General features: G+C 36.6%; 22 protein-coding genes. 19 read left to right on the top strand and 3 right to left on the bottom strand.

Features of this window, described 5'->3' with window-relative positions; genetic code table 11:
* Positions 1-173 precede the first annotated feature (173 nt).
* The 12 genes from F3D3_RS10385 (at position 174) to F3D3_RS10440 (ending at position 19,837) form a co-directional block, all read left to right on the top strand.
* Entirely contained in the window at positions 174-5,120 is a 4,947-nt protein-coding gene (locus F3D3_RS10385) for a hypothetical protein (protein ID WP_069873655.1), read from the top strand.
* Between the two features lie 10 nt (positions 5,121-5,130).
* The gene (locus F3D3_RS10390; RefSeq protein WP_069873657.1) at positions 5,131-5,775 is read left to right on the top strand and encodes a hypothetical protein; all 645 of its coding nucleotides are present in this window, start codon (positions 5,131-5,133) and stop codon (positions 5,773-5,775) included.
* Positions 5,776-5,793: 18 nt separating this feature from the next.
* On the top strand, positions 5,794-6,888 hold the full coding sequence (locus F3D3_RS10395; RefSeq protein ID WP_069873659.1) for a phage late control D family protein: 1,095 nt from the start codon (positions 5,794-5,796) through the stop codon (positions 6,886-6,888).
* Complete coding sequence (locus F3D3_RS10400; protein WP_069873667.1) at positions 6,885-7,634, top strand: phage baseplate assembly protein V; 750 nt, start codon at positions 6,885-6,887, stop codon at positions 7,632-7,634. Before F3D3_RS10395 ends, F3D3_RS10400 begins: the two co-directional genes overlap by 4 nt.
* A 37-nt stretch (positions 7,635-7,671) precedes the next feature.
* Positions 7,672-8,082 (top strand): GPW/gp25 family protein, encoded by a 411-nt coding sequence (locus F3D3_RS10405; protein ID WP_069873669.1) that lies wholly within the window; start codon positions 7,672-7,674, stop codon positions 8,080-8,082.
* Positions 8,083-8,117: 35 nt separating this feature from the next.
* Positions 8,118-11,054, top strand: a complete 2,937-nt coding sequence (locus tag F3D3_RS10410; protein WP_069873671.1) for a hypothetical protein — start codon at positions 8,118-8,120, stop codon at positions 11,052-11,054.
* 17 nt (positions 11,055-11,071) lie between these two features.
* The gene (locus F3D3_RS10415; protein ID WP_069873672.1) at positions 11,072-12,907 is read left to right on the top strand and encodes a hypothetical protein; all 1,836 of its coding nucleotides are present in this window, start codon (positions 11,072-11,074) and stop codon (positions 12,905-12,907) included.
* 21 nt (positions 12,908-12,928) lie between these two features.
* The gene (locus F3D3_RS10420) at positions 12,929-14,023 is read left to right on the top strand and encodes a phage tail protein (protein WP_069873673.1); all 1,095 of its coding nucleotides are present in this window, start codon (positions 12,929-12,931) and stop codon (positions 14,021-14,023) included.
* A 19-nt stretch (positions 14,024-14,042) separates the two neighbouring features.
* A complete protein-coding gene (locus F3D3_RS10425; protein ID WP_139132063.1) occupies positions 14,043-15,791 on the top strand; it encodes a hypothetical protein in 1,749 nt (582 codons plus the stop codon).
* Between the two features lie 40 nt (positions 15,792-15,831).
* Entirely contained in the window at positions 15,832-18,705 is a 2,874-nt protein-coding gene (locus tag F3D3_RS10430; RefSeq protein ID WP_069873675.1) for a DUF4157 domain-containing protein, read from the top strand.
* Positions 18,706-19,044: 339 nt separating this feature from the next.
* The gene (locus F3D3_RS10435; protein WP_069873676.1) at positions 19,045-19,425 is read left to right on the top strand and encodes a nucleotidyltransferase domain-containing protein; all 381 of its coding nucleotides are present in this window, start codon (positions 19,045-19,047) and stop codon (positions 19,423-19,425) included.
* A gap of 52 nt (positions 19,426-19,477) precedes the next feature.
* Entirely contained in the window at positions 19,478-19,837 is a 360-nt protein-coding gene (locus tag F3D3_RS10440) for a HEPN domain-containing protein (RefSeq protein ID WP_242877119.1), read from the top strand.
* A gap of 134 nt (positions 19,838-19,971) precedes the next feature.
* Here the strand turns inward: F3D3_RS10440 and tnpA are convergent, their stop codons facing one another.
* Positions 19,972-20,448 carry an IS200/IS605 family transposase gene (tnpA, locus tag F3D3_RS10445; protein WP_069873678.1) on the bottom strand — a complete coding sequence of 159 codons (477 nt, stop codon included), beginning with the start codon at positions 20,446-20,448 and terminating at the stop codon, positions 19,972-19,974.
* Positions 20,449-20,694: 246 nt separating this feature from the next.
* On the opposite strand from tnpA, the gene F3D3_RS10450 reads away from it, so the two are divergent.
* The 7 genes from F3D3_RS10450 (at position 20,695) to F3D3_RS10480 (ending at position 24,323) form a co-directional block, all read left to right on the top strand.
* Complete coding sequence (locus F3D3_RS10450; RefSeq protein WP_069873680.1) at positions 20,695-20,937, top strand: hypothetical protein; 243 nt, start codon at positions 20,695-20,697, stop codon at positions 20,935-20,937.
* Between the two features lie 259 nt (positions 20,938-21,196).
* Positions 21,197-21,412 carry a hypothetical protein gene (locus F3D3_RS10455; RefSeq protein WP_069873682.1) on the top strand — a complete coding sequence of 72 codons (216 nt, stop codon included), beginning with the start codon at positions 21,197-21,199 and terminating at the stop codon, positions 21,410-21,412.
* A gap of 807 nt (positions 21,413-22,219) precedes the next feature.
* On the top strand, positions 22,220-22,732 hold the full coding sequence (locus tag F3D3_RS10460) for a hypothetical protein (protein WP_069873683.1): 513 nt from the start codon (positions 22,220-22,222) through the stop codon (positions 22,730-22,732).
* The gene (locus tag F3D3_RS10465) at positions 22,716-22,970 is read left to right on the top strand and encodes a type II toxin-antitoxin system HicA family toxin (protein WP_069873685.1); all 255 of its coding nucleotides are present in this window, start codon (positions 22,716-22,718) and stop codon (positions 22,968-22,970) included. The genes F3D3_RS10460 and F3D3_RS10465 overlap by 17 nt, the downstream gene beginning before the upstream one ends.
* Before the next feature lie 179 nt (positions 22,971-23,149).
* On the top strand, positions 23,150-23,452 hold the full coding sequence (locus tag F3D3_RS24100) for a hypothetical protein (RefSeq protein WP_069873687.1): 303 nt from the start codon (positions 23,150-23,152) through the stop codon (positions 23,450-23,452).
* 26 nt (positions 23,453-23,478) lie between these two features.
* Positions 23,479-23,871 (top strand): hypothetical protein, encoded by a 393-nt coding sequence (locus F3D3_RS10475; protein WP_069873689.1) that lies wholly within the window; start codon positions 23,479-23,481, stop codon positions 23,869-23,871.
* The gene (locus F3D3_RS10480) at positions 23,835-24,323 is read left to right on the top strand and encodes a GNAT family N-acetyltransferase (RefSeq protein ID WP_069873691.1); all 489 of its coding nucleotides are present in this window, start codon (positions 23,835-23,837) and stop codon (positions 24,321-24,323) included. The genes F3D3_RS10475 and F3D3_RS10480 overlap by 37 nt, the downstream gene beginning before the upstream one ends.
* A gap of 202 nt (positions 24,324-24,525) precedes the next feature.
* On the opposite strand, the gene F3D3_RS10485 is transcribed toward F3D3_RS10480, so the two are convergent.
* Both F3D3_RS10485 and F3D3_RS10490 read right to left on the bottom strand, forming a co-directional pair.
* On the bottom strand, positions 24,526-24,846 hold the full coding sequence (locus F3D3_RS10485) for a DUF6618 family protein (RefSeq protein ID WP_069873694.1): 321 nt from the start codon (positions 24,844-24,846) through the stop codon (positions 24,526-24,528).
* Positions 24,847-24,856: 10 nt separating this feature from the next.
* Positions 24,857-25,574 (bottom strand): ExeA family protein (locus F3D3_RS10490; protein ID WP_084388948.1); only part of this gene is annotated, 718 nt, incomplete at its 5' end.

Below are 25,574 nucleotides of genomic sequence, written 5' to 3' on the forward strand. Positions count from 1 at the left end.
ACGAAGACTAATGTATCATTGTCATCCAAAACATAGTTTTGTCTGACACGTCCTCGTCTAACCGCAAAGCGCAGGTTGAACATTCCTGCTCTTTGCTGGACGAAGACTAATGATATAATTAACAGGTGTGGGGGGTGAATTTATGCCCCTTATCTTAAAAAAAGGTGAGCGATATGGTAAATCAAATAATAAAACCCATCATTAAACCCTTCCCACTACTTATAAAAAGCCAATTTGCCATAGAAATATTATCCCATAACAAAGGGCCATCTATGATCACATGGCCGTTGATGGACCTAGTCTACTTATTATTGCAAGAAGAGCTTAATGAGGCGCAGGGGGTTACCGTTCAAACGATCATAGAAAATAACCCTATGATTTATAATGCAATTCATCAAGTAAACGAACATTATGAAAACACCAAGATTACAAATTATAGCAGACCTATAAATGTGATCCATCAGCAGCTCTTATTGATCCATACGCTTTTAAAAACCAGTCAAATCAATCCCGTAATAAATCACCAAGAAATACAAAAGTTAATGGATCTGAATAGAGTGTCTTATCAATCCGATATGCTCAGCAGCACCATGTGGCACGATGAAATTAAAAATGAGTACGCCGTACGATATACACGGAAGTATTTATATGAACATTCTGGAGATCAAAATATCAAGTTACTCACTCAATATAATGAAAAGGCATACCCTATTATAATGCGTCAAGAGAGAACATCGTTAAATACTTATGCCAAATTGTATGCACGAAATGAATCTAGACCATCTACAGAAATGCACTCCAAACAAAACGATTATTATGAAACTTCAACAAAGGTGTCAGAACATCATTTTTTATCGAAACTCGTCAATCGAATTTTAGGTCGTAATCAAAAATCGATTGCGTTAGAATCGGAAAAGACGATAGATAACTACAACTATACTTCTAACAATACGAACACCAATATCAATAGCAATACGAACACCAATGTTAATTGTGATAATACAAGTGATTTGATCGGCAATATGAACTCAAATAAAAATACTGAAGCTGTTGCGTCCTTCTCTCAATGGTCAGCAGTGCAATTGCTTACTGCCATGGAGGTTTCAACGCCACTTGCTCATTATATAAATCAGTCCTCAAATCGCTTTATTTATAGAAGCTATGCAGATCACAAGCTAAATCTTTTTTATGATGAAGTGAAAAAGAACATTCATGGGATTAATAGTTACAGCGAAAATAAAATTAGACGCGTTGACAATGTGCTGATAACAAGAAACACCATTAAACAAGATAACCCTTTAATCCAAAACATGACGTTTTCAAAAAAACAATTAAACGCTCATGAGTATAGATTGAATGCGATGCTTCAATATGTCGTCGCGCATAAGTACACCTTCACGAATGAAACACAAAATCAAGAAATAAATCAGGAATTGAATCAGAAATTGAATCAGGAATTGAATCAAGAATTGAATCTAAACGTGAGTCGCAACTTAATTCAAAGATTAGATAACACACAAAAGAAAAACAGCTGCTTTATGGAAAGTATCGTACAAACTGTTAAAACCAATAACAACTTAAGTGACATAAATGGTAACACTATAAATATAAGTAGAAACATCGTTGACACAAATAGCAATATTGCTAACTTGAATAAGTTCACTTACATGAGTAATTCCATTGACGCGAATAATGCTACCAACGTCACGAACATGAATAATCATGTTAACACGAACATCAATTCAAATGATGAGCGCATTAATATTTTCTTTGAAAATAATCATGCTTTGATTGCAACGCATTTAATAAGAACAAATATGAGTTTAATCCTAAACAATACCAGCAACTTATATAGAAAAAATCAAAATCAAATAAATGATCTATCTGAAGAAAATACGCTTTACAGAAGTCTGAATCTAATCAATAGACAAATAACTCAAATAGAACAGAATGTTCCATATATAGCTTCAAGTGATTCTAATCTAGACCTAAATCACGATATATCGACAACTGTAAATCTGAATAGCGCGTATAAGCATATGGTCAATAAAGCGTTGTTCAATTCAAACTTTATCTCAAATATTAAACTTTTAAATGAGTTTGGAAGCCTCTATAAAATCAATAGTAAAAACAATAGTAAAAGCAATACAATAAATTCATATAAAGCTTCAAGTGATTCTAATCTAGACCTAAATCACGATATATCGACAACTGTAAATCTGAATAGTGCGTATATAACGATGACAGCGCATCCATCGAATGGTTTTGATATCCTCTATGAAACGGATAGACCTTTAATGGTATATCATATGAATTACAAGAATTTGCACAATGATTATCAAAGCGCATTAAAACATATCCTATTAACAAATATGGCGTCTTTATACCGTTTAGACAACATGACGCATGTTCCAATGGAATCCATAATGGAACTGCCTATAAAAAAGCTTATTTCTAAGCCTCTGAATAACCTTATAGGTGTAAAGGCCATCAATGCCACTTATTTAAAAAATATTACTGAAAAATACAATGCTCTAAAAACAATGAACACTTTTACACAAGACATGCTAAATCACTTTTTCAGTGCAGGTGATGCAAAATTTTTAAAGCAAATAAGTCATAGTCTTGAACAAATTAATACTCAATCTTTAGGGTTATATCAAAGCGTGATCATAAATGACTTAATACACAATACTGCATTTTCAGGAGATCAGTTTTTAACGCATAGATTCAACAGTCTAAGTTCTATGATAAAAGAGGGTCACTTTGACAGTAAGACGCTCCGTTTTGAGTTAAGTGATCGTCATCAAAGTGTTCATTATTCAAATGATCCTGTTACCGTTTTAATAAAGCATGCCCTTAACGAACCACAAAGCTTGATTCGTCTTGCCGCGTCACTTGTGAATCAGTCAAATCGATTTTTAGAACATAATCATTATTTGCAGACTACAACAAGAAAAAAAGAGCCATTAAGTACCCGTTGGATCAAGTCCATCTTGAATCACAAATCAGATTATGCGTTAAATCAGAATTTTTCGGACCAAAGTTTTTGGAATCAAAGTGCTTTAGATCAAATGTCTTTAGACCAAATATCTTTAGATCAATCGTCTTTCAATCCGATTTTTTTCAGTCAAAAATCTTTTGACAATAGTTTTAAGCATACATTTGAAATGCTTTATCGATTAGAACATTTGTCTATCCAAAAGAATGCTCTTTTATCTAAAGTGGATCATTTTATAAACCAGAGCATTTTAAAAAAAGCATTCTTTGATCCAAGTTCAGAAACCAACTTATATTCAAATTTAAATTCAAATTCAAAATTAGAATTTAAATTAAACACCCAAATAGAATCCCTATTTAACTCTAAATTGGAAACCCCATTAACATCTGAATTCAAATTAAAATCCAAATCTGAAACTGAAACTGAATGGGGAACTCAAGTAGAGGCTAAATTCAATCAAATTTTAAAATCGCATCATTTAAAAAATATTACTGAAAACAAGACATTCTTAGTCAATTTAGAGCATAGACAACTTCAATTCTCGTTTAAAAATAAAAGTGTAAATCAGACAGCAAAAGCAAATTTGAATATAAATCAGTATATAGATTTGTATTCAAGTCGTGATGAGCGCATCGAAAAAGGTGTCGGGCATCATATTAAAGCTTTTAGGAAGACTTATCCAATTAGGACATTCCTCATTAAGGCACATAAACGCGTTACTAATAACTTAAACGAAGAGGTTATCTTGTTATCTAGTAAAATAAATCCCCAAAAGGTGACTATTAAATCTTTATTGAGCACCTCGAGTCATCGCTTTAAAAACCATTTTTCAAATTTAAACAAACTTTCCCAGATGACATTGGATGCGCCATTTTTCTTGACTGAAAATATAAATTCATCCAATGAAATCCATCCTTTAAGCAAAATCGATAACAATATCAGCAATATGAACAATAGGAGTAACATCAATAACATTAGCAATATGAACAACATGAACAACATCAATAACATCAGCAGTACGAACAATAGGCGCAACATCAACAATATCAGCAGTACGAACAATAGGCGCAACATCAACAATATCAGCAGTATGAACAATATCAATCACATAATGAAGGTAAATCCAAAAATGATAACATTAAAAATGAACACGCATACCCTTAATCAAAGCAATTCATTGAATCAAAATCAAAACCAAAATCAATATCACGGTCAAACCAATCATTTTGCAACTAAATGGCAAAATACTGTGATTTTGAAAAATGACGATGAAAGTATCAAACTCACATTTAACGCCTCCTATATGCGTCAAATGGTCGTCCCAACGCATAAAATAAACCTCTCAAGTGTAGAATCTATAGATGCTGTAGATTATACTAAAGAAATTTCACGGCTTATGGCAGAACTCACTGATACAGAGAAGTTGTCACAAAAAGTTAAAGGTCGAAAGCAAAAAAAAGCAGCAAAAAAAAATGATGCAAAGCTAAAATGGATTGAAAAAGAGATAGAACACTTAAAATTTCAAAGTGAACAACAGCATGATGCTGAGCGTATTCAATTTAAAGAGACCTATATTTATCAAGGGATTAAAGCTTCACAAAAGAAACTTGATGGCGAAACTATAATCCAAAGCCAATTGCATTATAAAAATCAATTTCTAAAACCTAAGAAGAGCACCCCTATTAATCTCTCAGAAAAAACGGTTAAAACGATTTCATATTATACGAACACCATACAAAAAAATATGAAACAGATGCGCACCATGCAGGATATCAAAACACCTTCTGTGACCCATAGTATGATTCAAATGAGCACATTTTTACTTCAAAAGCAAACACCGATTGCCCTGGAACATCATACAGAAAAGCTTATGTCTTATTCGGATGTGGAATCATCGCAACTTTCGCATAAGACAGTGGAAAGGGAGATTATACGTGAGATCATGGCTTCACCAGAGATGGCATCCGTTTTACCAAGAGAACGTGAAGAAGCCCCTGACCCTGTTGAAAAAGCTGTGGCAGCTTCATCAGAGATAATCAACATCGATAAAATTTCAGATCAAGTTTATAAACGCGTCACAGAACGTGTTGAACGTGAACGCCGAAGACGCGGTTTATAGGAGGTAGCACATGGCACTCAAAAAAGCAAAAATAGCCATAATGGGTGAAAAAATTAAAGAGGAATTTGATTGCCTGTTCAACCCCAGTGAATATAAAATTACAAATGAAAAGACCTACTCATGGGCAAGTCCAATAGGTGTGGATCAACCTGTCAAACAATACAAAGGGAGCAGTGTGCCCACGCTTGATATCGAACTCTTCTTCGATACCTACATGACACCCGATGCTGAAGACAAAAAAGAAGATGTCCGCAAGTACACCGATAAGCTTTTAAAAGCCATGTCCGTAGATGCAGGTCTTCATGAACCCCCTGAAGTACGAATCGTGTGGGGATCACTGGATTTTAAAGGCGTTATCAGTAGAGCGGTGACCACTTTTACCATGTTTTTAGAATCGGGGAAACCCGTAAGAGCAAAGGTTTCATTGACACTTAAAGCGACTGAAACCATGGAAGAACAGCTTAAAAAAACACCTTTAGAATCACCGGATCGGACTAAGCATCGACGCCTAAATCAGAACGAGGCCTTATGGATGCTGGCAAGCCAAGAATACAAAGACCCTAGAATGTGGAAAATCATCGCTCAAGAAAATAAAATTGCAAATCCAAGACTTTTAAAAAGTGGTCAAATTATGAGAATTCCTTCGATTGACTAATGAGACGTGGGAGGTAATATGGGGACTTTAAAATACGATGATCTCTCAAAAAAGTATCGAGAATTCGATGTGCCCACATACAAGATTAAAGTGGGTGGGAAGGAAATTCCTCAAGCTGATGTCACCATCAGTAACATAGAAGTCAATATCAGCACTGGATTTGAAGCCAGTATGTGCTCATTTGAAGTCTTTGAACTCTATGATATAGATGAGCGTGCCTTTGATGCCAAGCTTATGAAGGCTTATTTTGCGCTTGGTAAAGAAGTTGAAGTTTCACTGGGGTACATTGAAACGACGTTAGTATTCAAAGGCTATATCGAAACCGTCAGTGCTATTTTTTCAGAAACTCAATTTCCTTATATCAGTGTGGAATGTTTAGATGTGAAAGGCTTAATGATGCATGGCAACAAATCAACCGCTATGAACCTAGGCAGTTATACCGATGCCGTCAACAGTATCTTAGGCAATTACGGTTCATTGGCGGGGACCAAGACAGTAGATGCCAGTACAAAACTGGAACGTGAAATACAGCAAAATAAAGAGACCGATTATGCCTTTTTATGCAGAGTTGCGAGGAGTATCCATTATGAATTCTTCGTATTGCAAGGGAAAGTCTATTTTCGAAAACCTGCGTATGCGGACCAAACCCCGCAATTGCTGTATGAATGGGGGCAAATGCTGGTTTCATTTAATCAAACGCGCACCTTGTCCAAATACGTCAATAAAGTCACCGTGAAAGGCTACAATGACACCGAGCATAAAATGATAGAGAGCACAGCAAGTGCACCCATTAAAATCGGTTCGGGTTCACAAAAGCCAGATCAATTTGCTTCACAACTAAAATCCGCCACCACAGTGATCGTGGATATGGCCATTAACACAGTGGAAGAAGCCAAAGAAAGGGCAGAAGCAGAACTCAACCAAAGAAGCATTAATTTCATTACGGGCTATGGGAAGTCCGTGGGCATTCCAGAACTTGTCCCAGGTAAATATATTGAAATTAAGAGCTTTGATGGTGATGTTGATAACAAATACTACGTGACCAAAGTCGTCCATAGACTTAATGATGGCGAATACAACACAGAATTTGAAGCAGGAGTGAATATGCTATGAGTATGTATGACTTATTCTTTGATACAAACGAACGGGATGATAACCGCATGTATGGCTTAACCCTAGGTATTGTAACCAATACCCAAGACCCTGATAACCTTGGTCGAATAAAAGTAAAACTCCCGCTTAGAGATGAGGCTGAAAATGAATCTGCATGGGCGAGGATGATTGTGCCCTTTGCAGGAAATGAAATGGGGGTTTACTTCATACCAGATGTTGGGGATGAAGTGATCGTTGCTTTTTTAGGCGGACAGCTTGAAAAGCCGGTGATCGTCGGAGGCGTTTGGAGCAAATCTGTAAAACCGCCCATGGCAAACGAAGAAGGCAAAAATTTAACCAAAATGATTAAAACCAAAAGTGGGCATGAATTAACTTTCTTTGATGAAGAGGACAAAGGTAAAATCACATTAAAATCTTCTAAGGGCTATACGATTGAGATGGACGATGAAAATGAAAAACTCACGCTAAAAGATCCAAAAGGTAAAAATAAAGTGGAAATGTCCTCGAAAGACGGCAAGATTACAGTAGAAGCTGAAAAGAAAATTGAGCTTAAATCAGGTGGCTCAAGTATTATTATAGATGGCACTGGCAACAAAATCACGATAAAATCAAACACGGTGGAAATTAAGGGTCTACAAGTTAATGTCAAAGGCGATACCACTGTCAAACTTGAATCTGGTGCAACCATGGAAATCAAAGCAGGCGCAATATCTCAAATAAAAGGCAATCCTGTTGCAATCAATTAATGATCCTTAAGTAAGGTCTATGAAAGGAGGAGCACACATGAGCGATCGTTTTGAGTCGTTTTTAGGTCGTGGGTGGAAGTTTCCTATACAAGTTGATGCCCAAACGGGTAAAGTGTTGACCTCTGAATATGAGGCTGATATTGTTGAAGCCATAAAAATCATCATTATGACACGCAAAGGAGAACGCGTCATGCGACCTGATTTTGGATGCGATATATTGGATCACCTCTTTGATGTGGTGGACTATACATTGCTCAAACAAATGGAAAACACGGTTAAGAATGCCCTAATTAGTTGGGAACCCAGAATTACAGAGGTTGAGGTCGAAGCCATCGTCGATGCAAAGACAGCTGAAAAAATCGATCTTCACATTGCCTATGTGGTCAGAACCACGAATAATCCCTTTAATTTAGTTTATCCCTTTTACATCAATGAAGGTAATATCTGATACTTTTATTTTAGCAGTCGTGAGAGAGGTTAATCATGAACTATTTTGATCTTAAAAATATAACCAGAGCTCAATTGATTGAAACGTTACAAACACTCAGTAAATCTTATACACCTGAGTGGCATTTTGATGTGGAAAATCCAGACCTTGGCACTTCACTTGCACTGATTTTCGCAGATATGATGACGGATACCATAAAAAAGGCTGATCTCATGCCAGATAAGCATTATATAGATTTTTTAAATTTGCTTGACCCTGTACAGAAACCTTCAAAAGGTGCGAAGGGTTATGTGACCTTTTCCTTGAGCGAAGGCACAAAAGAGGGGGTAAGTGTGCCACTTGGTAAGCAACTCATAGGTGAAAGTGATGCTGAAGATACCTTGATTTTTGAAACAACAGAAGATCTCATGATCATCCCCTCAAAGCTCGAAAATATCATTGTCGTCAATTCAGAAACTGATGAAATCACACATCACTTTGATCTCCAAAAAAGTGATGCAATGACGCCGCTTTATCTGCTAGATTCACCTGTCCTCCATAATTTACAGACGCATGAACTCATTATTAGGCAAGAAAATGCGCTGATATTAAACCACGCGCTTGGCATAGAAATACACATAAGCGACGCTCAAAATAAGCTCAGAAAAGAACAGACGCTCAATCAACTTTCCGATCCCAATCAAGTGGAATGGCTTTATTTAAAAGGGGAATCATGGGTTCCATTTGATCACTTTACACAAGTAGAAAGTGGCATTGTTTTAAAAAATAAAACACTCATAGAACTCGAAACGCCAGAGATCAAACTTAAAATCAAAAATGCAACGGAGATGATCTGTGATGAAATTCGAATCCACCCTATTTCAGACATTCTAAAACCAGATGCGCTTTACTGTAACGAAATTGAACTGCCAGAAAAAGATTTTATGATGTTCGGCACACAATTCTTTGCATATGATGCACTCTATATTGCGAGTACAGAATTATTGACGAAAAAGGGCAGCCATATTACCCTTTCGTTTGAATACATTCTTGAACTTTACAAAACCCCTTTTGATATGCCTTCTCAGAATATCAAGTGGAAAAATATTCTCAAGAAATCGGATTTAAAAGAACCTGTTGTCAAAAAAATCATTATATCAGACATGGTTTTGGAATATTGGAATGGTATAGGTTGGTCCAAATTGGATACTGAAATTTTTAATCGAAAAATGTTTGTGACAGATGACAGTGAACCCATAAAACAAAAGATCGTCTTTAAGTGTCCAGACGACCTCGTCAGTACCACTGTTGGCGCCTACGAAAATTACTGGATAAGACTTAGAATAATAAAAGTTGAAAATGCTTACACCACCCTTGGAGACTACATTGCACCCAAACTCAGATGGCTTAAAATGCACTATGTTTACAAGGATAACGGCGTTCTCCCGAGTTCATTTACAAGACATGAATTTATGACTTATAGTGAAATTGATCCTCAATCCAAACCCCTAAAGCTTTTCAGTGACTATGGTGCACTAGATGCAAAAGCGCTTTATTTGCAGTTTTCTGCCCCGTTGATTGGCGCACCTATCAAAATACTATTTGATATCGGTACGGTTTCCGATCTAAAGCCTAATCGGTTCAAATGGCAAATACTTAAGCGTGTTGCCAATAAAGACAAATGGGGTGATATCGATATCGTCGATGACACCAAATCACTTCATGAAACCGGTGTGGTCACCTTGATCGGCGATGAAAATCACGTGGCATCAACACTATTTAACCATAAGGGTTACTGGATTAGAATTGTTCAAACAGAATCAGGTACTTTACCAGTATTATTGAATGCCATCTACCTCAACAGTGTAAATGTCACGCAAAAGGAAACGAAACAAAGTCAATATTTCTCTTTGAGGCATCATGAATACTATAAAGAAATGACACTGAATCATGAAAATCTTGAATTTTTAGAGGTTTGGGTAAACGAACTCAATGTGGCCATAGAAGACATTAAAAAAACCAAATATGTTTATAGACAAGTTTTTTCGATTGATGGAACACCAGAAGCTCTATGGATCAAATGGGATGCCTACGACAGTATTTCAGAAATGGATTCAACCACACGGGGGTATGTTCCCAATGCCTTTGCGGGGCGTATCCAGTTTGGTGATTCTATACAGGGTTTTTTACCAGATGGCACAAATGAAAACAATGTTCGTGTGGATTACAAAGTCAATCTCGGTGAATATGGCAACGTGAATGCCTATGAGGTGAAACGGTTAGCGCAAACGATTTCCAATGTGAATACCGTCTTTAATCCGACGCCATTTCAAGGCGGGCATGCGCCTGAATCCAGAAAAAGAGCACTCAATCGGGTTTCAGAAGCCATTCATCATAGAGGCAGAGCACGCTCCACAAGAGATTTTGATGCTTTGATTCTATCAGCAGATTACGATATTAAAGAGGTCCTAACCTTGTCGAATACAGATACGTTTGGGAGAACCGCACTTGGCAAAGTGACCAGTGTCATACTCCCAAAATCAGAAACTTATATGCAAGACTACTTTAGAACATTAAAGTCTAAAATCAAGCATCATTTGAGTGACAAGCTTCCTTGTACCCTTAAATACGATTACAATTACTTCATCATAGAACCCCTATATATCATTATTGATGTTCAATTTAAAGGGCGAATACAAGATGTCAGTGATTACTTAGCCACTTACAATGCCATCGAAAAGACCATCAATCTCTACTTAGATACTTATATGGGCAATAAAAACGGCGAGGGCTGGCATATAGGCGATTTACCGGATGAAAATTATTTGTTAAGTCAAATCCAACTTATTGATACATTAAAAGAGATAAACCTCTTAGTGTTGAATGCCAAGGTACAAGATGGGTATCAGTTAAAGGAAATCGCCATTAAAGCATTGAAACAGTTTCCGCATATTGTTATTAAAAACGGCAATCATGCTATTTCACTTAAATAGTCACAAGGAGGTCCATCATGATTAAAAATCTTAATCTTGATGATCAAAATTTTGATATCATCGTTGAAAATGCCAGAAAAGCCATACGGAAGTACGCGCCATATTGGACAGATGAAAATACGCATGATCCTGGTATAACCTTGATCGAACTCTTTGCGTGGCTAAAAGAAATGCTTCAATACTACATGAATCAAACCACAGAGCCTCTTGAATACCAATTTCTTAATCTCTTTGGTATTCAAAGGGACTTTGGAAAGCCAGCAGAAGTCATCACCAAAGTAATGCACATCCAAGATTTTGAATCACTCCCTTATAAAACACAATTTTCAAAGGGCAGATTTACATTTGAAACCCAACGTGCATATGTACTTGATCCCGCCAATATCAGTGATCTTTTATTGGATTATGAAGGGCATATGAAATCCGTTTATAAAGTGATTGATAACGGCTTGACGGTTTATCCTTTTGGTCCAGAACCGGTCGTCGGTAGTAGCTTCTATATTCAATTCGATACCTCTCACGTGACGGATCAAATTTATGAACTCTATTTTCAAGTCTATGATGATTATGGTATAGATAGAAATCCAATCGATCATGCTCAAATGAAGGATTTTAGTCCTCTTGGAACGATTCGCTCTACCTATAAAAATGAAATTGGGGACTGGGAACCCATTGAAATTATAGCAGATGATACCTTTGGACTCATCAAAAGTGGGCTCGTGACTTATAAGATTCCGAGTTCAGGCAAGCCCGCTGCAGAGGCTTTTCAAATCAGAGCAGAACTCATTTCAGCGGATTACGATGTCCCGCCGCGTATTATAGATGTCTTTAATCGAATCGTTAAACTCAAACAGACCGAAACGGAACCCACATTATACTTTGACGCCACAGGTTTTCCACATCAGGTCATTGAGTTACCCTATGAAGAAATCTACTATCCAAGCATTGATTTGGAGGTATACGATTTGGAGCATGAGACATGGCAAAAATGGTTTGCTATAGATTCACTTTATGAAGCGGATAAAGAAGCGCTGTGTTACACCTTTGAGCCTGAAATTCACAGTATAAAATTTGGAGATCAAAAAAAGGGTAGAATCCCTCCAAAAGGACTCAATGCCATCCGAATCCATCATTTAGAAAAATCACATCTAAACCATGGCAATATCGCAGTCGATACGCTTACGTCTGAGACCAGTTCTGTGGTGTTAAAAAGTTTAACCTATGCTGTAGGCGGACGTGGTATTAAAACCTTAGAGCAAATGAAATCTGAACTCTATGATCAAATGAATCATACCAAAGTGGCTGTAACTGAAATCGATTTCGAGCGAATTCTCAAAAACACCCCTGGATTGATGATAGAAAAGACCAAGTGCTTGCCCCTTTATCGCCCTGGACTTCAGGATTATCCGAACAAGCTTGTGGATAATGAAGTGTCCGTGTTAGTGGTACCCTATGGTCTTAGTATGCAGAATAGACTCAATAAGACCTATATTAAAAATTTGAGAAGAGAAATAGAAAAATATCGCATGATCACCACCGAAATACACATTCTAAATCCTGTTTATTATGATATTGAGGTCTATTTAGAACTAAAATCTACTCATGATCACAAAGTGATGGCCAAACAGGTGGAACAAACTTTAAAGGCACACTATAAAAACGATTTTGGACAGGATATATCGAAAAGCCAATTTTACAAACTTTTAACCGAAGTTGAAGGCATCGAAACGATCAAGAACATCCGATTATCCAGTTTGCAACCTCTTTCAAGAACAAAATTGGGGGATCTTGAAATTCCACCTTATGGGATCGGATTTTTAAAACATATTGAAATTGTTTGGCTTGAAGACTAAAAACAGGAGGGGGGCATCATTTTGAATGCATTTCTGAAAGTGGATACTGAGAGATCATGGCAAAAGGGCTATTATGAGGATTTGACCATCGATCCAAATGGTGTCTCTTTAAACCACGGAAGGGGCTGCTATATAGGGCCAATCATCGATACTGAGGAATATGAACATATGTGGTCAAGACTACATGTGAAAAGAATTTCCAGAGTTGAAACCAAGCTGATATTCTACACTGTGGCTGTTGAGCAATTGATTATTCAAGACGGCAAGGACTTGCTTGATCTAAACGATGTCATTCAAAACCAATCCATTAAGCCTTTTGATTTGATTGAAAAGCTTAAAACACTCAATCCCAAAAGACATGAGAATTTAAATGATATTTTACTCAATACGCATAAAGGTCGATATCTCATCTATTGGTTTGAACTGATTTCAGAAGGGGAATCCGACTATATAGAAGGTCTTGAAATCCATTATGAACCCTATTCTTGGATTAACTATCTCCCCCAAATCTATGCAGAAAACAAAGATTTTTTGGAACGCTATTTGGCTATATTTCAAACTGTATTTGATGATCTGGAAGGCATTGTGGACAGCATGCCAGAGGTGTATATTCCAAGGAAAACAAAAGAATCCTTTTTGAACACATTAAACGAGTGGCTTCCAATTGATAGTTTTCAGTATTTTACAGAAGCACAAAAACGCGATTTACTAAGTAACTACCACGAACTCAATCAAAAAAGAGGGACCAAAGAAGGCCTTATCCAGCTGATTACAATTTTTACAGGGACGATTCCCTTTGTGGTTGAGTTTAAAGATTATAAGCATTTGAGCACTCACAAATCACTTTATGAACGGCTGTACATGAATCATCCGTTTGGTTTTACACTTCTTATACCATCGGAACTCATTACGAATAAAGCAAAATTTAATGCACTCAATCAAATTATCAGGAACTACATCCCCGCACAAGTCACCTACAAAATTGCACCAATTAATACGTATATGATTTTAGACGACTATGCCTATTTGGGGATCAATTCTTATATTTATCACCAAACAGATATTAAACTGGATGATAACGCCATGCTCTCAATGGGTGTCATCGGCCACGAATAAGTGAGAAAGGATGATCGACGTGAATAATCATAAAATAATACCATTTGAACGCAATCGCTATTTTTACGGTAAATTATTAACCGTTCGAGATTTTGAAATTGAACAAAAGTACTTTAACGACAAGCGCCGTCTCATGAACAGAATTCTCATGGGCCCAGGGATTTTAGCAGGTTTAAACGTACTGACTGTGGACGACAAGACACTTTTGATTGAGCCCGGTGTTGCAGTGGATTACCTCGGAAGGGAAATCGTCAGCGATGCGCCGTTTACCAGTAGGCTCTCTGTCATTGAAGGCTTTGACCAATTACCAGATTATAGTGATGCTTATTTAAATATTGCCTATTTTGAAGAATCTAAGGAAGCGGTACATAACATTTCACAAAGTGAAAATGAGTACAATCGTGTATTAGAGGCCTATAAACTTACACTCTCCACAGAGGCGCCTAGTGTCGAACATTCACTCCTTGATATGATTGGGCTGAAGCAGTTTACATTACTAGACAACGAGACTTTTGCCCTTTATTTAAAACTGGACCATGTGGCCAATGTAGAAGAGGGGTTCAATGCGTATCTTAAAATTCATAAAAAACAAGAAACAGATACTGTGAAAATCAATATCACTTTATCGTCACAGTATATCAACTACGGTCAGCCTATGGTCCTCACATTTGATGAAACACTTGTTAAGAGTACAGATGCTTATGAAATGGCATGGCATTTTGACGTGAGTCAAGTCAAACCTCAAGATGATCTCATTCAGCTCAGCGGTTTTTCACTTACTTCTGAGAGCGTTCAAATCAATCATCTAGATATTTCACTCAAGCATGCGGTTCAGCTCAGCGCGCTTTCGAAGCTCGAACAAATCGAGCATAAATACAGAACTTTATCGCTTGATGACCTCATGATGGCCTCTGCTGGCGATGAAATTTGCCTTGCCAAGCTTAAGGTGCTTAAAACAGAACGCACCTATGTCATCGAATCCATTACCAACGATCCATTGGACCAATTGCTGGGCAATTTTCAACTCTCTAAAATTAGAAAGTTAGAGACTTTCCAGAAAGTCAGCGCTTTAGAAAACAGACCACTGCCATCAAATGTCGTCAATCCACATTCAGAAGAAAAAACGACAATGCCTGAGGTCAGCTCGACTACAGGTAGCATTACCTTCATGTTTAACGATAAGCTTGACGTCAAAGCAAAATTTTTCTCTGAGGAAATTGAGCACGGCCTTGGAACTGGAGATGTGTTTATACAAATTGCCATAGACTCAGAAACCAGCGAAGGCGATGCTGCATTTGGCTATCAAAACCAAATGGTATTCGGCGATTACGAACTCTTTGAAAAGAGTAATTATGAACCCGTCGTGCCCGTGGTAAAGTCTGCCGCAATCACTTACAAGAATAAAGGCACTTTCATCGTGGGAATTCAGTTCCTCGAGAGCTATTCAAGAAGTGAGCTCCGAGTCAAGTGGACAGCGACTAAAATTAACAGACGTTATGAGCCCATGTTTGCCCTTAAAAATCAATTGGTGATTAAACCTGCCATGTCCAAAGTGAAAATCAGAAGTAAAATCAGCTATAATGTTTTCAAAGATGGAGAACCCGTGCCTTGTACTTGGCACATCAAAGAAGAAAATGGCGGTGAAATCGATGCAAATGGCGTCTACATGAGCCCAAGCGTGGAAGGTGTCTATGAAATCATAGCGGATGTGACGGATTATCACGAAAAACTCTCTGCCTTTGTTGTGGTGGAAAATGAAGATGAATGACATGGAAACATCGGCATGTAGGTGAAAGGAGTACGACCCTATGGTGGCAGAACAACTTCAAAATGTTAACACTCCAAAAACTAACGAAACCGGAATCCCTGATAATTTAAAGCAAAAAGTAGAAGATGCCTCAGGCTTATCACTTGATGACGTTCGGGTCCATTATCATTCAGATGAACCTAAAAAAATAAAAGCACGTGCCTATACTCAGGGCAGTGAAATCTATATTGCCCCTGGACAGGAAAAATGCCTTGAACACGAACTTCAGCATGTGGTGCAACAAAAAGAAGGTAGAGTCAAGCCCACCACCACCGAAAATGGAAAAGTGATCAACGATAGTCCTGCCCTTGAAGACGAAGCCAGCCGCCCTATACAAGGCACTGGGGATTCTTCTGCTCCAAAAGAAAATGTTGCACTTTCAGGTGAGCAGCCTATTCAGATGATGAAGGCAGAAAAAGACAGTATATTTGAGATCCAGACCATAAAAGAACAAATCAAAACATTGATTGAAGAAATTAACCTAGATAAAACTCAAAAGGGTTGGCCAACTCAAGTCCCTGATGATAACACATTAACCCAATATGCCATTCGTGTCCAAGAACTGCTTGAAGATATAAGACAAGTAGATCTTCAATTCTTAGCAGCCACAGCCCTTTCCTATGAGGACGATACACGGGAACCGGCTAAGACGACAAAGAATGCTCTAACAAAAGAAGATGAAGACTTGTTTACGATTCCTGTAGGAAAGCCTGAAACAGAAGATGATAAAGAAAAAAGAGAAAAAAAGCAAGAAAAGTTGAGGGAAGAGCAAGAAAAAAATAAGGGGATTTTGTTAGAAAAACTGGCGTATTTGAAAGGCATAAAAGAGAAAGTTCAAAGTCAATTTGAAACAAATAAATCTAAATATGACTTAGCAAAGTCAAATCTTACCCGTGCCCGTAAAGAAAAGTTAATCAATAGCTTAACAAAAACGATGAATAAATCTGAACAAAAATATAAATCTGCAGAAAAATATCTTTCAGATGTTAATGAACAAATTAGCCTGTTAGAAACGACTTTAAAGAATTCAGATCAAAAAGGTTATGTATTCAATCAAAGCACGCTGCTCACAAAAATAGATGGTAAAATCAAGCTCTATATGGCAATTGTTGCCCCGAGCAAAGAGCGAAAAGATATTAAAGAAACAGATGATCCCCTTAGCACAAGCGGCAAAACACTTGGCACAAGTGGCGCAATGCATCAATGGGGTGTCTCTACACCTGTGCGGGCTTTTTCATGGTTGACAAAATACCTGATGGATAAAACAGCTGTATCTAACACTGCACCAGTCATTCGGACATTATCAGCAAAACCTGATGCCATTAAAGTACTACAACAAAATGCCGTTAGTGAATCCTTTAAGGGTACAAAATCTACAGGTCCTCAGAACGAAGATTTTAAAGTTCCGGATCAGTATGGTATGGCGCCTGGTTCAGAGGCTTTTAATAAATTAATCGCATCAAAACCTGAGTTACAGTCTGTCGCAGAAGAAGATATAATGCCTGATGATTTACTAGAAGGAGCAGGGCATATACAAAGTTATGATGATTTCAAGATGAATATCGGTTTTTCTCGGATGAAGGACGATAAAACGCAAGCTACTGACGTGCACTTTTTTGACAAAGAACATACCGCTTTTCATGAGGTTAAGACTGATGATACACCAAGTCTTTATTCACCTAAAGCTGCCAAAGAGAACTATGAAACATACAACAAAAAAATGGACGGTTTTATTCATCTTTTAGGTAAACAAACATATGTTAAAAATGCAGAAGAGAAAAACTTAATAGGTCAGAAGCCTTCTGATGCTGTAGCCGTGAGAGCTGAACTTAAAGTGCTTCTTGAAGCAAATCATTGCATCCCATCGGGAGCTGAAAATGACTTATATGGCAACAGCATCTCTGCTCAGAAAAGTGAGCAGGACTTTGCACTGAAACACATCAGCGGTGCAGATAAGACCCTTTTAAGTTTAATCAACCTCACTGAATTGAGATATCAAAAAATATTTAACACGTTATCTGATTCCACTTATTCAAAGCAAGACTTTAAAAAGGTAAAAAAACAGAGAGAGAGTAAAGAGAAAAGTTTGGTAGACTCTATCGGCCTTAAACTCGAAATAGAATTACTAGCAGACTCTCTTAAAGAAGTTTCAGTTAAGGACCTCTTTAAAGACCCCAAAAGTGTTGGAGACTACTTTAACGGGTTGAGAGCACTTGATAAAACAGATCCTGAAATCAAATTAAGAGTAACCGCTTTTTGTTTTAAACTATTAAGAACTATTATGGATGCGATTCCAAGTAATTCAACAAATATTCATCCAGATGAGGAACACGATCAAACGGAAGGCAACTTGTTTAGCAAAAGAGAATCTGGCGATTATTTTGACGTGCTTAATCGCAAAGAACATAAAATAATCCCTGCTAACGCAAACGATCCTACGTCAAAAGAAATGCTCGTGCCCTATGATAAGCTCACCAGTAAAGGCCGTTTTAAGCCCGCTGGTGACGCGACGAAAAAGGAACAAATTCCTTTTGTTGGTGGTGCGTCTGGAACCACAAGAGATATGACACGCGATCTTATGGAACAGGGCATTAAGGATACGAATACGAAAAATAAGTGGCTAAAAACCGAAAAAGATTACTGGGATTTCCAACTTATGAATGCTGCGTTTATGATCACTTATGATTACCATAGCTTTGTTGAAGTGCTTTTTAGAGCTGCCACCACAAGACTTGAATATAATCCTAATGAAAATGTTTCTCAAAAAATATATGACTACTTGAAGCTTATCGCAGACGATACCATTAAAGATGTTACAAACAAAACCATTATTGGAGCCATAAAGAAAATTATTGAAAGAGGTATAAAAAAATAAGTTTGGTTAGATTTTTGTTACGTTGTGTACCACGTACACAACGTAACAAAAAAGTTGGAGTAGAACTCTCTTGAGTGTTAACAAGTGATCTCTCATGGTCTATTTAGTAGATTATGGGGGATTTTTTTGAAGAGATATGGCGTAGTTAAAGGTGAATTCAATACACAGTTGAGTCATTACATTTTGAGTAATCTTTTTTTATTCTAACCAATCAACCAATTTAAACATACGGATTTGTCAAATAAGGATACCTACTGTATTGGGTATCGTGTATAATTGAGGAAACGGCAATATTTTGTATCCGATGACATATGGAAGACGTGTACAAGGAGGTAGGTTGTGATCTATAACTCATTATCAGGCATACCAGATGATTATAAAAATACGATCGCAAGTATAATAGAATGTTTAAGAGATTTGGATTTTATAACAGAGATATATTTGTTTGGAAGTGTCGCTAGACTTAGTATACATGTAGGAAGTGACGTCGATATTCTGGTAGTATTTGAAGATAATGTTGACCACAAAACAGCGAGGAGAGCAGTTTTGCACAAATTAGCTGACTTAGATACTGTTATAGAGTATGATCTGTTAACAAGGAAGACATCTGAAATTAATCTTAAGGACAAGTTTATGAGCAAAGTTTGGGAAGAAAAGATTTGTTTATTAGAGAGAGGTGAGTTTACAAATGGTTGCGAACAGCTATTACGGATTTGCTAAAAATGAGTTAAAGTACTTACAATCAAAACCTGTAGATAATTTTTATCATCCGATGTGTGGGCAGTGTCAACAAATATGCGAAAAATTTCTAAAGCATCTAATTTATCTATTCTGTTCGGATAATAAAGATGCTGAGAGTGCATTAAGATCTCACAGTTTGATTAAATTAAATTCTGTCTTAAAAGACTCTGGTATTGATTTAGAATTAGATAGAAAATCATTAAGCATCGTAAAAGATTATTATTTTACAGCAAGGTATCCAGGAGATGAGTTCATCGAATTAACAAGATCCGACTATATTGAGGCGAAGTTGCTGACAGATGAGATCTATGAAAAAGTAACACATTATTTGCAGCAAAAAGGTTATTGTTTAGAATGCGGATTCCCTAAATCAGATTGCTTATGCAGATAGAGGTGAATCAAAACTACCCGCTTAGCGGGTAGTTTGCTCAGCCCTATAAGGGCATGTTACTCGCGTGAGCCTTAAGGCTCATTGAATCGGTTCGCCAACTGCTTACGTTTACTGGCTGCTGCTAAAGCAGTTTTTTATTTCTTTTTGCCCTCTTCGACTTGCTTACCCGTAAACGGGTCAATATATTCTTGAATATTTATTTGATCATTTGCGATATCTTCTTGTAATTGATTTTTTACATATTCTCTTATCGCTTTTTCATTTCGTCCAACAGTATCTACATAGTAGCCTCGACACCAAAAGTGGCGATTTCCATACTTATATTTCAAGTTTGCATGACGATCAAATATCATCAAAGAACTTTTTCCTTTTAAATATCCCATCACACTTGAAATGCTATACTTCGGTGGAATTGCTAGCACCATATGAACATGATCTGGACACGCTGTTGCTCCCAATATTTCTACACCTTTTTGGTCACATAACTTTCTTAAAATTTTCCCTATATCACCTTTGATGTTTCCATAGATTACTTGTCTTCTATACTTTGGTGCAAACACCACGTGATATTTACAATTCCATTGAGTATGTGCTAAACTGTTCTTATCCATTTCGGATCCTCCTTCTGAGCTAATATGGTTGGCGAACCATTATTATTTTATCAGAAGGAGGTGCTTTTTTGACTCAAAGCTAAAGCTCTTTAGAACCACCGGTAGAACCGGTGGTTTTCTTTTTACAAGAATGCTACGTTGTGTACGTGGTACACAACGTAACACCATAAGGGTTATACACATATTAAACGATCGGAGATGTCATGAAAGGCAAAAAATTATTTAAGGTTATTATGATCATGTTGATTGCAAATTGCAAAAGAAAAAACGGCTGCTGATGCTATAGATTTGTATTCAGTAACTCTAGCTCAAATATTGAGCACAGAAACTAACGTCGAATTATTGCGCTGGCAGATCGCTGATTTAGTGCACGAACATAGCAAACCTTTTCTGATGAGAGATTATTCTAGAAAAGAGATTGATGCGCATAACGCAAAAATTCAAAGCGCATTTGAGGATGTTGTTTCAGAACTCAAAAAGTTGGAGTAGAACTCTCTTGAGTGTTAAAAAGTGATCTTTCATGGTCTATTTAGTAGATATGGGGGATTTTTTTTGAAGAGATAGGGCGTAGTTAAAGATGAATTCAATACACAGTTGAGTCATTACATTTTGAGAGTTCTTTTTTATTCAAACCGACCATCCAATTTAAACATACAGATTTGTCAAATAAGGATACCCATTATATTGGGTATCGTGTATAATTGAGGAAGCGGCAATTTGTCCAAATAAAATAGAATGAGGATCAAAAATGAAAAATAAAAATATTGACACTATTCTCTTCGATGCAGGTGGCATTTTGATTTATATTAAGGCATTCAGAAATTCAATTATCAGTCGCATTTTATTGTCTATGGGTTATGACGCCGAACACGTTGATCAAGCAATAGTACTTGTAAATCATTTTGACCGCCAATATTTAAGCGAAAATTCAGCTATAGTGTGTTACTATGTTTCTATTCTTTAGACGCAGAAATGAGCCTAATAAAATTTCAAGTATCGTTTTATTTTCTTTAGCCAGTAATAATCCTTTGCCTTCTTGGAGTAAAGTGTTTTCAGACAAAGATCGTGATATTGTCAGAGGATCATAAAATAAAGCTTGAGAATAAAATTTTGCTTTGTTTTTCATGATCCTCTTTTATTTCATCTTTTTTATGTTTTTAAGTGAATCCATTTATCTTGCAGCTTAGAGTATCCTTTGAAATTGACGTTACATTTTCTAATAAATTATATCCAAACATCATATGTGTACACATTGTACAACATGTACACATATGATATAATTAAATTGGAAACTCTTAGTTTCATTTTAAAACAAAGTAAGATGTTTTCTATAGAATTTGGGAAGACTTTAACCAAGGGTTCATAAAACCCATTTTGAAAAGCAGATATTGAGAAGAGTTAGTTATCGTTGCATTTAACCAATAAGGAAGTATCATAGTTTTGAGCTTCAAGATAAGTAAAAACTTTTGATTTTTGTGGTCATCAAGTCCACTGCAGATGAGGTAAACAAGCCACCTTATAAGTATCACCACCTAAAAAAAATAGGAATAGCAACATTGACTGTCATCCTGTGACTAAATAAACATGGTTTTTTACCAATGATAAGAGTCTGGGCTCAATTTCCCACTTGTTTGTGCTTGTAAGGATGACGGCACATATAAATATATGGGGTCAAAACTTAGTGCGCCACTTCTCCTCCCGCGCTCTGTATTGCTATTCCATACAAAAATTATATACCACTCAGAGGCATTTTTCAAAACTTGTTTGTGCCTTGATCGAAGCGAAAGGAATGATAAAAAATATGAATGATTTTATAAAAGTGAAATATAATAAAGCACCGGTTGAAAATACTATTGTAATGTCAGTGGCAAACGCAAGACAAAATTTTACTAATGCACTTGATAATGCTTGGTCGGGCAAAGAGGTTATAATTGAAAATAGACGAATTAATCAAAAAGCAGTTTTGGTTGATATGGCTACTTTAAATGGCTTTTTTAATCTTATGAAGTTTAGTATTCATTTTGAACAGGATGAAAAATTGAATGTGTATACTGTAAGCGTTAGTGAGCTTGATGACTATTATGCAGAAGGTGAAACTAAGGACTCTGCTCTTGACACTCTCGTTGATCTAATTATTGAGGAATGTAATGGTTATATTAAACATTACGATGAAGCAAAATTATTTTTCAGCGCTGAAGCACAGTTGTATATTAAAAAGCTCATTCACGGTGGACTTGATAAAAATCAAGTGAAGGAGACTCTAAAAAATGGCGGTAATTTTTAGTTTTTATGAAATTGAAAAAGTATTAAAAAAATTAGGGTTTAATAAGGTAAAAGGTCACAAAAAATATATAGGTTACATTAATGGTGAACGGGTTATGATCCCGATTCATTTTCATACTGGTGAGGAACAAATCGCCAAAGGTACACTTAATGTTATATCTAAAAAGTTGGGTTTTGAAAGTGTAGAGAAAATGAAAGAGTTTTATGATAAAAATTGCTTAAACTATAGGGCAAAGTAGTTTCAATCACATCAGAGATTCATAAAATAAAACTTGAGAACGCTATCTAATTTATTTTATGGATCTTTTTTTTAATTTCTCTTTCGCCTATTGACTCCGAACTCGGGAGAGTCGTTATTCCAATCGATCGGTATAATTAATATTTAGAAGGTGACTGAAATTTTACGATTTTAATTTACATGTTATCTGATCGTTTATCAAAGCTAATCATTAGCAAGGATTCTGATTTCGTATTACCAGAACATTTTAATATGCAAAGTCTTGCACAGGTCGGTGTGTTTTTAATAGGAATAAATACGCTAATACAAGCATTTTCAAGCACTTTTAGCAGTTCATTATTTACAATAGTGACGCCTATGATTTTTACAACACATGATTATAAATCAATCCTATTAACGTTTGCTTTACCATTGTTTAAAATGTTACTTGGCCTGATTCTTATTTTCAAAGCTAAAGCGATTAGTACGTTGATGAAAGCATAAATTCCAAATACTACAGGAGCAATAGGGTGCTCATATTTTTAGAGGTGGACATAAAAGCAACTGATAATAAGGCCGTTGGCAATCATGAACTCAATAGACATATAGTCTATCAATTTTCTGAAGCGAATGTATCTCAAGTGATTAATGTATACTATGTACCGTATAGGCAAGTCAGAGAACTTCAAGCATACGGATTATTGCAATCTACTGGGATTCCAATAGCAAAAATATTGAAGCAGGGCACTCTACTAGATAATAGTCACTACATCATTATGGATATGTATCGAAAAGTATTTTTAAATGCCCAGATATTGAACGAGCGTTTTTCAAGAGCTACACAAGAAGCTTTGAGATGGATTTCAATACAAGGAGGTTTTATAGCATGGATTATTCAAGACTTACAAATCTCAATAACATAGAACATAAAGACATCACAGGAACTTATCTTGAACAAATTGCCACTTGGCACAATCAGACACCAAAAATCTGGGTGCCAAATTTTCAAGCTAGTCGAGAGGATATTGAAAAAGACATTCAAAGAATCCAACAGACAAATCCAAAAGATTTATTTTTGGGAATTGCAGTAGATACGACTCATACTCTACAAGGCTTTATTTGGGCTTATAAACAAGAAAAACCTGAAGACAGTGTTATGATCTTATCTTTATACACTTCTAAAACTCATAGAAAAAAGGGGCATGCAACACAGCTTAAACTGCTACTGGAAGCATGGTGCAAAGATGAAGGAATAAAAACAATTGAAACAACAGTTCATTATACGAATTCTAAAATGTTGGAACTCAATAAAAAACTAGGCTACACGGCGGGTATGGTCAGCATGAGGAAGACACTAGAATGGGCAATACAATGAAATGGAAAGGTCTCTATATTGTTATCCGTCAAATTAAAAGCACCACCATCAGTCGCATTGTTTAATCCTAAATCGTGCCTAGTCTAGGGATCAGAAGCAAATTATTAGCGGCCTAATGAGCACATTAAATAAACTGCCTCATATTTAGTGCATATTAAATGATCCAAAGAAAAAAAGCGAGTGACCTCGCTTATGATTTGAGTTAAATATCTATATATGAACTAATCGCCTTCAAGGCATAAATAATGCTGATGGCATCTGTTTTTGAAAAATTCGGATGATAATTCGTAAGGCGTTCTAAGTTCCAGAAGGTATCGGTTAGTGCCGCAAGTTCAGTTGCCACGCCATGGGTAGGAATACATAAGAAGTTACCATGGGCGTAGTGACCACAAATGATGTGAAAACAACTTCCACGAGCGGTTATTTTTATCTCATAGGGATGAACGGTAGTGAGCAACTGGACTTGACCTTCCCAAGAGCCAGACTTAGATTTACTTTTAGAACAACGATAATCAAAAATCATAAAAAACCTCCTAGAGTTCAGTATCGTTAATGGCTTGCATGACCATGTCAGTATTAATAGATGACGCTTTGTGACTTTCGCCGATGAGTAAGCTCGCGTTGCAAAACTTATTGATAATTCGGGGTGTGCCATCGGCGGCATTGAGTATGGCTTCGATAGCATTATCATCGAAAATGGATTGAGTGCATCCAGCACCTTTAAGCTTATCATTTATATAGCATCGACCTTCTTCTTTTGTTAAGCCCCCCATGTCATAGTTCATCACGATGCGCTGACGAAAGGGCTCATGGATGCCCAAACGAAGTGTTGAATTGAGAGAAGGCAGTCCAGCAAGGAGTATGGCAGCGCGATCTCTAGAATCCATTTCAAAGTTAAAGAGAATCTTAAGGTCATTGAGAATGGCGGTATTGATATAGTTGGCTTCATCAATGATAATAACGGGTGTTTTTCGTTTTTCAATGGCAAGTCGTGAAATTTCATCTTGAATAGTTCTGAAATTATCAGGCTTACGAAAAGCGGGTTGCGCGCCAAGTTCTACAGCAAGATTGCGGTAAAAATCATTAGCTGTGAGCGTAGAAAAACTAGAGTAAATCACCTTATATAAAGAGGGATTGAGGTTATTCGCCCAGTGCCTGATAGCAGTGGTTTTTCCGCGACCAGGAGTGCCCGTAAGAAGACCAAATCCCTTTGTTTTGACTAAATAATCAAGACGGAAAAGGGTTTCACGA

Origin of the sequence: Fusibacter sp. 3D3 (assembly GCF_001748365.1) — a bacterium.
Lineage (GTDB): Bacteria > Bacillota > Clostridia > Peptostreptococcales > Acidaminobacteraceae > Fusibacter_A.